This is a genomic window from Tianweitania sp. (assembly GCF_032053605.1).
Classification (GTDB): domain Bacteria; phylum Pseudomonadota; class Alphaproteobacteria; order Rhizobiales; family Rhizobiaceae; genus Tianweitania.
This window is the reverse complement of the sequence record NZ_DAMBUH010000095.1, coordinates 5,539-12,683: the sequence shown is the minus strand read 5'-3', so window position 1 is coordinate 12,683 and position 7,145 is coordinate 5,539. Positions and strand designations below refer to the sequence as shown.

Below are 7,145 nucleotides of genomic sequence, written 5' to 3'. Positions count from 1 at the left end.
GCGTTGCGCCCATGTCGGCGGTCATCGCAGTCATGGCTTGGCCAGCGCCGCCGCCAGATCGCGAACCGCACCGGCCGTGCGCGGGCCGAAGCCAATCAGATAGGTTCCTTCCATGCGGATCACCTTCTTCGTCTTGCCAGCTGGCGTTTCGGCCAGTGCCGGATGGCTGAACAGCTGCTCGTCGGACGCGCCATGGTCGCCGCGATCCATCATCAGGATCATATCCGGTGCCGCCGTGATGATCGCTTCGTCGGTGACCTGCTTGTAGCCCTTGAAGGCGCTCATGACGTTTTCGGCACCCGCCATAGCAATGATGCCATCGGCCGCCGTGCCCTGACCGGAAGCCATGATCTTGCCGCCGGGCGCCGAGAGGATGAAGAGCACGCGCTTCTTCTCCTTCGCTTCAGCTGCCGTCTTTTCGGCGGACGCGATCTCGGCGTCGAGCTTGGCAGCCAACGCCTCGGCTTTGGCGTCAACGCCCAACGCGTGGCCGACAGCCTTCACCTTCTCGACAATGCCCTCGCGGCTGAAACGATCGGGAATGCCGACCAGCGGTACCGACGCCTTCTTCAAGACCTCGATCGCTTCCGGCGGGCCGCTGCCGTCGAGCAGGAGGATCGCATCGGGATCGACCGACATCACGCCTTCGGTCGGCAGTTGGCGCATATAGCCGATATCCGGCAGCGTCAGCGCCTCTTGCGGGTATAGGCTGGTCGAATCGCGCGCGACCAGCCGCTTCTGCTCGCCAAGCTCATACACGATTTCGGTGATCGACCCGCCAACGGCCACGACGCGCTGGGCGTTCGGCACCGTTTCGACTTCGTTGGCATGACTAGCCAGCGGCATGCTGACAAAGGCAAGCAGGGCAAGCGCAGTCAGAGAAAGCGAACTCATAACGACCTCACGCCGCCTGCGACTGCGCCAAGCGCGGCAGGCTTTCCACCAGATCGCGCCAGGCAGGCAACTCGCCTTCGCCTTCATGACGCTTGCCGAAATACTGAATGATCAGCTTGCCGCTGGCATCATAGGCCTCGAGCGAGGTGACATACCCGTCGGATGTCGGCTTACGCACGACCCAGACTTCAGCGATTTGGTCGCTGCGCAGATGCATGTGGAAGCCTTCGTCCAGCACGTTGATCCACGGTCCCATGGCCTTGATGGTCTGCACGGGGCCGGAATGGATCTGGATGCAACCGCGGCTGCCGATGAAGCACATGATCGGCACCTGCGCCTGGGCGGCGCCCTCCATCATGGTCGTCGCGCCATCGACTTCGACCTGCCAGGCAAGATCGTCGCCGATCATGTGAACGGCCTGATGACGCGTCAGCTTCAAACTGCGCAGCATGCCGAAGAACTGGTGGGTATCCGTCAGCTTCTCCCACTTGGAGCGAAGCGCGCCGACGTCGCCGGCCTCGTTCAAAGGCTGTTCGTCCGCAAGCGTTTCCACGGCAATCCTCGTTGATTGATCATCAGAGCGGAAGCGCGCGATCAGGGCTTCGTAGGCAGACAGATCTGAGGCGACGCGCAGATGCACCTTGTGCACGGCCTCGCCGGAAGCGTCGAAGAACTGCAAACTGCGCTTGGTCGTTTCGCCATCGGTCTTCTCCACCGCGAAGGCGTGAACCCAGTGTTTGGGGAAGATGCGCAGATCGATGTCGCCGCCAAGCACGAGCGCGTTGTGTGCACCCACGGTGACGTTCCTGTAGACACCGACCTTCTCATGCACGGCACTGGCATTCCGCGTCAGCGCCAGCACTTCACCAAGCGTTTCCAAAGCCGGCAGCAACTCAGCTAGACGCGGCTCGATCCGAACGACGTTGGCGCCGCAAAACGCTGCCACGAACTCGCCTTCCGAAATCCCAAGCTCGCCCGCCAGTTCGCGTTCCATGCTCTTCGGTTTCTCCAGCCGGACTGCACGGATCGCTTCCGCACTAGGCTTTGCGGTCGAAATTGTCATCTTTGTCACACCCCCATGTGCTTTTCGCCGGCGCCTTACCGTGACGCTGTGAAATCTTGACTTCGTTTATCATGATATAAAACGACTGCAAGACCTGGGCCAGGGGGTTGATGGTCTGTCAGCAGGATGCAGCTATTACGAAGACGTGAGGGCGCTTGTGCGGAACGTCTTCGCTCGCGCTCGCTTTACCGCCGCCATGATAAAAGTCTTTGTGTACGGGACCCTCAAGCGGGGCTTCCCATTTTTCGAACTGGGCCTTGCGGATGCGACGTATTTCGGGCCTGTGCAAACAACCAAACCCTACCCGATGTTCATCGCCGCCGATTTCTACGGCCCGATGATGCTCGACAGTCCGGGCGAAGGGCTACGCATCACCGGTGAGCTTTACGAGGTGGAAACGCTCGACAAGCTCGATGAGCTGGAAGATGTCGCCAAGCCCGGCAGCTACCGCACCAAGATCGACGTTGAACCCCTCGGCGGCGGCGTTCCGGTTGAGGCGATCGGCTATATGAAAACGCGGGAGTGGCTGAAGCCGCTACATTCCGATTGCATTGCCGACTACCAGGATCGCCGCTTTATCCCGCCGTGGGAGCGCGATTGATCAACAGTGTCTTTGCTGGCTGGTGTGGGCGACGGGAATCGAACCCGTACGATCGAAGATCGAGGGATTTTAAGTCCCTTGCGTCTACCAATTCCGCCACGCCCACATCAGCGTCTGGCTAGCCTACCGCCGCCTTGCGATCAACTGCAAAAGCCCGTTCTGCGATCCGGCGGATGAAAGCGGCAACGCGGTTCGTGTCCGCATATTGCGGCATGTGGCCGACATGATCGAGCAGTTCGAGGTCGAGGTTCAGCACCTGGCTCAGCATCCGCTCGCCATGCACGCGATAATCCAGCACTTGGTCGCCCGTTCCGTAAAGAACGCCGACCGGCATCTTCAGCGACCCGTAGCGCGCCTGCAGCTGCGCCAGATCGAGCGGAATGGCGACGAGATCGCTGGAGGTCGCGTAGAAGTGGCCGGGTCTAAGGCTCAGCATGCCGCCGCCTTCGGTGGCAAAATCCTCCGGCGGCGTGTTCGGCCCGAAGACGAAACGCATGACCTTGTCGGCATTGCGCACCGTCAGCGGCACAGCAAACGTATGCGACAGGAAGCGCCTAAACAGCGGCGAGGGCAGGTAGAGCCTCCGGAACTCCGGCTTCAGCGCATCCATCATCTGAGTCAGCGGCGAAAGAAGTGCCAGCCCGGAAATGCTTTGCGGATAATTCACCGCCGTTTGAAGCGCCACAGCCCCACCTAGCGAGTGCCCCACCAGCATCGGCCTGTCGAGCTGAAGCTTGTCGATGAACGCCTTGATCAACGCTGCCTGTTCCGGCAGTCGGCCCGTCTGACCCGACGCTCGCGTCGAATGTCCTGACCCCTCGCGATCGAGCGCAATCATCCGGTAGCCCGGCCCGATCGCGTCCATCAGCGGCTGGCGGAACTGATGATAATGCCCGCCCAGACCGTGGATCATCAGGATCGGCCGACCTTCGCCGGTTTCGTAGTAATGAATGCGGCTGCCGTTGATCTCGATGAACTTGCCCAGCGGCGGCACCAGCCGCTCGGCTTCGGCCGCAATGCGCCGCGTGGAGAACCATCCCCAGCCGATCAGCCCTAGAGCTGCACCCACCAGCGCGCCAACGCAGATCAGAACAATCGTCAGCGCAGACATCGGGCAAATCCTCGGTGGGTGGGCAAGCCCCTCATGTAAACAGCCGCCCGAGGCGCACAAGGCCGCAAACGAAAACGGCGGCACCGAACCGCCCGCATTCAAGATCAGGTGCGAAGCGTTCAGCCGTGCAGCTTGGCCGCGATCTCGGCCACGCGCTTGCCCTGGAAGGTCGCGCCTTCGAGTTCCTGCGCCGATGGCATGCGCGAACCGTCGCCATCCGAGGTCGTGGTCATGCCGTAGGGCGCGCCGCCGCGAACCACATCGTTGCCCATCTGGTTCTGATAGGCATAAGACAGCGGCACGATGACCATGCCGTGATGCTGCAGATGGATCTGCGTGGTGATCAGCGCGATCTCGCCGCCGCCATGCTGGGTCGCGGTCGATACCATCACCGAGCCGACCTTGTTCAGCAGCGCGCCGCGTGCCCAAAGCGGACCGGTCTGGTCGAAGAAATTCTTCAACTGCGCGGCCATCGCGCCATAGCGCGTCGAAGCGCCGACGATGATGGCGTCGTAATTTTCCAGCTCGAGCGGATCGGCGATTTCGGCTTCCTGATCGAGCTTGTAACGCGCGGCCTGAGCGACTTCCGCCGGAACGAGTTCTGCGACGCGCTTGATCGTCACGTCGGCGCCGGCCTGACGCGCGCCTTCGGCAGCAGCCTTCGCCATCTGCTCCATGTGGCCCCAGCTCGAATAATAGAGAACAAGTACCTTTGCCATCATCGGCTCCTTCGCATTCGGCGCCGGTCGCTCCGGCATCGTTAAAGACAATAAGATACGTGTCTCACCGTTCGATGAAAGCACCCTGCCTGCCGACACATCGTTCACCGGAACAAGCATATTGCGGCGGGGCTTTCGCGCGCCTACACCTCTGCCACCAGCCAGGAGAGCGCCCGTATGACCGACCTCGTGACCGCCGCCATGATCGTGATCGGCGATGAAATCCTGTCCGGGCGCACCAAGGACAAGAATATCGGCCATCTCGCTGATATGCTCACCGCCGTCGGCATCGACCTCAAGGAAGTGCGCATCGTTCCCGATGAGGAATACGAGATCGTCGCGGCGGTGAACGCGCTGCGCGCCCGCTACACGTACCTGTTCACCACCGGCGGCATAGGCCCGACGCATGACGACATCACCGCCGACTCCATCGCCAAGGCGTTCGGTGTGCCTTGTGATTACGATCCCAAGGCTTACCAGCTCCTGGAACAGCATTACGCCTCGCGCGGTCTCGAATTTACCGAAGCCCGCAAGCGCATGGCGCGCATGCCCGTCGGCGCCAGCCATATCGACAACCCGATCTCGCTCGCGCCGGGCTTCACGGTGGAGAATGTGCATGTCATGGCGGGCGTGCCGTCCATCTTCCAGGCCATGCTCGACAATGTTCTACCAAGCCTGAAGCACGGCACCAAAATGCTCTCGGCCACTATTCATTGCCCGCTTGGCGAAGGCACGATCGGCGGTCCGCTGGGCGCGATCCAGAAGGCGCATCCCGACACGATCATCGGCTCTTATCCGAAGAGCCTTGAGAATGGCGGCTTCTTTACCGAGCTCGTGGTGCGGGCACGGGATGCCGATGTTCTGGAAACGGTGCGTGCCGAAGTTGCGGATATGGTGGATCAGCTGTCGGCAAAATCAGCCTAGCTCTTGCTTCACCGCCGCTTTTGCGGCTAACCCCGCGCACCCAACTTGCCTGGAGTTCGCGCACAATGTCCCTGCCGGAAAAAGCCTTTCCCGTTACCTGGGATCAGTTTCACCGTGATGCGCGCGCGCTCGCCTGGCGCTTGTCGGCCCACAAGGACCAGTGGAAGGCGATCGTCTGCATCACCCGCGGCGGCCTTGTGCCGGCGGCGGTGATTGCGCGCGAACTCGGCATCCGCGTTCTCGAAACGGTCTGCGTCGCCTCCTACCATGACTACAAGGACCAGGGCGAAATGCAGGTCCTGAAGGAAATCTCGCCGGCACTGCGTGAGAACGAAGGCGCCGACGTCCTGATCGTCGACGACCTCACCGACACCGGCAAGACTGCGGCCGTGGTGCGCGCCATGCTGCCCAAGGCGCATTTCGCCGCCATGTATGCCAAGCCGATGGGTCGGCCGCTGGTGGACACCTTCGTGACGGAAGTCTCGCAGGATACCTGGATCTTCTTCCCATGGGATATGGGCTTCACCTTCCAGAAGCCGATTGCCGAAGGCCAGTTCGGCTGAGCACGTTTCAGCGCGGAGCGGCGATGATGACGGCCGCTCCCACCAGGCAGATCGCAGCACCCGCCAGATCGAAACGATCGGGTCGAAAGCCTTCCGCCAGCCACAACCAGACTAACGACGCCACGATATAGATGCCGCCATACGCGGCATAGGTACGTCCTGCAGCCGGGCTGTCCACCAGCGCAAGCAGCAACGCAAGGGCGATTAGCGACCCCAGTCCGGGAATGAGCCAAAGCGCGGATTGGCCGAGCCGCCACCACGCAAAGAAGGCAAAGCAGCCCGCGATTTCGGCTGCAGCCGCCAGGCCATAAAGCACGATCGTCGGCATTCAGCTTTCCTTCTTTATTCGCGCCAGCCACGCGCAAGCCCGGCGACCCCATCCTGGTTGTCGCCCACGTTTATGCAGCGTGGTTGTTGAAAGGCCAGATTCGCCGGGCATATCCAAGACAAAGGTCGACGCTGGGCGCGCGATCAAATCGGGATTCAAGCGATGCGGACAAGCAAGGCGGGGCGATATTTGATTATGCACTTGCAGCGCCTTGTCGGGTTCCGGTCACACCGGCTCCAGGTTGCTGCCTTGCCCTGGCGTCGTTCCGGCGGTGACATCGAAGTCTTGCTGATCACCAGCCGCGGTTCGGGCCGCTGGATCCTGCCGAAGGGCTGGCCCGAAGGCGGTGAAGCGCTGTTCGATGCCGCTGCGCGCGAAGCGGGCGAAGAAGCCGGGATCGCAGGCACTGTCTCACCACAGACGCTCGGCTCCTTCCACTACGAGAAGCGCTCCGCCTCCGCCTCCTACGAAGTTCAAGTCTACCCGCTTGAAGTGCAGTCCGTCGCCAAGACCTGGCGCGAGCGTGGCCAGCGGCAACGCCGCTGGATGACGCTGGCGGAAGCCGCCGACAAAGTTCGCGAACCCGAACTCGCCGCGATGATCCGCACCTTTTCACCGACGGGCGAGCGGAAAGCAGCCTGATCGTTCAAGGTAGAACTGGCTGCACAGCGGGTCCAAGTGCCGCCCAGTTTACACCCGGATCGTTGCTGCACATCAGCAGGCTTTGATCGCGCACGTTGGTGCGTTGGCAAAAGCCGTTGGCAACCGCATCTTGCGCGATTTTAGGCTGTGGGAACTGACCCGCATCGGCCAAAGACACAAGCAAGCGACCAGGGGTTAGGGGCTGCGGCTGATGGTGAAGCACCGTCTCGCAAGTGCTGTTTGATCGCGCGAGATAGCCGGTGTTGATCGTGGCGCCCATCTCACCCGCAAGCAGTTGCA

10 protein-coding genes and 1 tRNA gene are annotated in these 7,145 nt (G+C 61.7%); 4 read left to right on the top strand and 7 right to left on the bottom strand.

Features of this window, described 5'->3' with window-relative positions; all coding sequences use genetic code 11:
• Positions 1-30: 30 nt before the first annotated feature.
• The gene (locus RTX98_RS16720; protein WP_312797954.1) at positions 31-894 is read right to left on the bottom strand and encodes a heme/hemin ABC transporter substrate-binding protein; all 864 of its coding nucleotides are present in this window, start codon (positions 892-894) and stop codon (positions 31-33) included.
• 7 nt (positions 895-901) lie between these two features.
• A complete protein-coding gene (locus tag RTX98_RS16715) occupies positions 902-1,957 on the bottom strand; it encodes a hemin-degrading factor (protein WP_312797953.1) in 1,056 nt (351 codons plus the stop codon).
• 196 nt (positions 1,958-2,153) lie between these two features.
• On the opposite strand from RTX98_RS16715, the gene RTX98_RS16710 reads away from it, so the two are divergent.
• The gene (locus RTX98_RS16710) at positions 2,154-2,558 is read left to right on the top strand and encodes a gamma-glutamylcyclotransferase family protein (protein ID WP_312797952.1); all 405 of its coding nucleotides are present in this window, start codon (positions 2,154-2,156) and stop codon (positions 2,556-2,558) included.
• A gap of 20 nt (positions 2,559-2,578) precedes the next feature.
• Here RTX98_RS16710 and RTX98_RS16705 read toward each other — a convergent pair.
• The 3 genes from RTX98_RS16705 to wrbA all read right to left on the bottom strand — a co-directional run bounded on the left by RTX98_RS16705 (position 2,579) and on the right by wrbA (position 4,388).
• Positions 2,579-2,664, bottom strand: a tRNA-Leu gene (locus tag RTX98_RS16705).
• 12 nt (positions 2,665-2,676) lie between these two features.
• Positions 2,677-3,669, bottom strand: coding sequence for an alpha/beta fold hydrolase (locus RTX98_RS16700; protein WP_312797951.1), 993 nt, complete (start codon positions 3,667-3,669; stop codon positions 2,677-2,679).
• 119 nt (positions 3,670-3,788) lie between these two features.
• The gene (wrbA, locus tag RTX98_RS16695; RefSeq protein WP_312797950.1) at positions 3,789-4,388 is read right to left on the bottom strand and encodes an NAD(P)H:quinone oxidoreductase; all 600 of its coding nucleotides are present in this window, start codon (positions 4,386-4,388) and stop codon (positions 3,789-3,791) included.
• Positions 4,389-4,565: 177 nt separating this feature from the next.
• On the opposite strand from wrbA, the gene RTX98_RS16690 reads away from it, so the two are divergent.
• A complete protein-coding gene (locus RTX98_RS16690) occupies positions 4,566-5,312 on the top strand; it encodes a competence/damage-inducible protein A (protein WP_312797949.1) in 747 nt (248 codons plus the stop codon).
• A gap of 65 nt (positions 5,313-5,377) precedes the next feature.
• A complete protein-coding gene (gene gpt, locus RTX98_RS16685) occupies positions 5,378-5,875 on the top strand; it encodes a xanthine phosphoribosyltransferase (protein ID WP_189501897.1) in 498 nt (165 codons plus the stop codon).
• Positions 5,876-5,882: 7 nt separating this feature from the next.
• On the opposite strand, the gene RTX98_RS16680 is transcribed toward gpt, so the two are convergent.
• Positions 5,883-6,203, bottom strand: coding sequence for a YnfA family protein (locus RTX98_RS16680; RefSeq protein WP_312797948.1), 321 nt, complete (start codon positions 6,201-6,203; stop codon positions 5,883-5,885).
• Positions 6,204-6,365: 162 nt separating this feature from the next.
• On the opposite strand from RTX98_RS16680, the gene RTX98_RS16675 reads away from it, so the two are divergent.
• Entirely contained in the window at positions 6,366-6,845 is a 480-nt protein-coding gene (locus tag RTX98_RS16675; protein ID WP_312797947.1) for an NUDIX hydrolase, read from the top strand.
• A 4-nt stretch (positions 6,846-6,849) separates the two neighbouring features.
• Here RTX98_RS16675 and RTX98_RS16670 read toward each other — a convergent pair.
• On the bottom strand, positions 6,850-7,145 hold a 296-nt coding region (locus RTX98_RS16670; protein WP_312797946.1), incomplete at its 5' end, for a hypothetical protein.